Genomic DNA, 381 nt, shown 5'->3' on the forward strand with positions numbered 1-381 from the left:
GGGCTACGACGCGGTCGTCGCCCTCGGCGTCGTCATCCGGGGCGGCACGCCCCACTTCGACTACGTGTGCCAGGGCGTCACCCAGGGCCTCACCCAGGTCTCGGTCGACACCGGTGTGCCCGTCGGCTTCGGCGTGCTCACCTGCGACACCGAGGAGCAGGCCCTGGACCGCGCCGGACTGGCCGGCTCCAGCGAGGACAAGGGGCACGAGGCGGTCACCGCGGCGGTGGCGACCGCGGCGACGCTGCGTTCAGTATCCGAACCCTGGCGGTGAGGAACGCCCGTCACCGCGTAGGGTAAGGACCACCATGTCCAAGAAGACGTTCGAGGAGCTCTTCACCGAGCTCCAGCACAAGGCCGCCCACGGCGATCCCGCCACCT

1 protein-coding gene and 1 pseudogene are annotated in these 381 nt (G+C 70.6%); both read left to right on the forward strand.

Annotated elements, in window-relative coordinates; translation table 11 throughout:
- Positions 1 to 274: 6,7-dimethyl-8-ribityllumazine synthase (gene ribH, locus KDL01_RS42770; RefSeq protein WP_212534393.1), on the forward strand; the 274-nt coding region annotated here is incomplete at its 5' end.
- Between the two features lie 34 nt (positions 275 to 308).
- Positions 309 to 381, forward strand: a pseudogene (hisE, locus tag KDL01_RS45790) (phosphoribosyl-ATP diphosphatase); the annotation flags it as partial.

The organism is Actinospica durhamensis, from assembly GCF_018139695.1.
Classification (GTDB): Bacteria; Actinomycetota; Actinomycetes; order Streptomycetales; family Catenulisporaceae; genus Actinospica; species Actinospica durhamensis.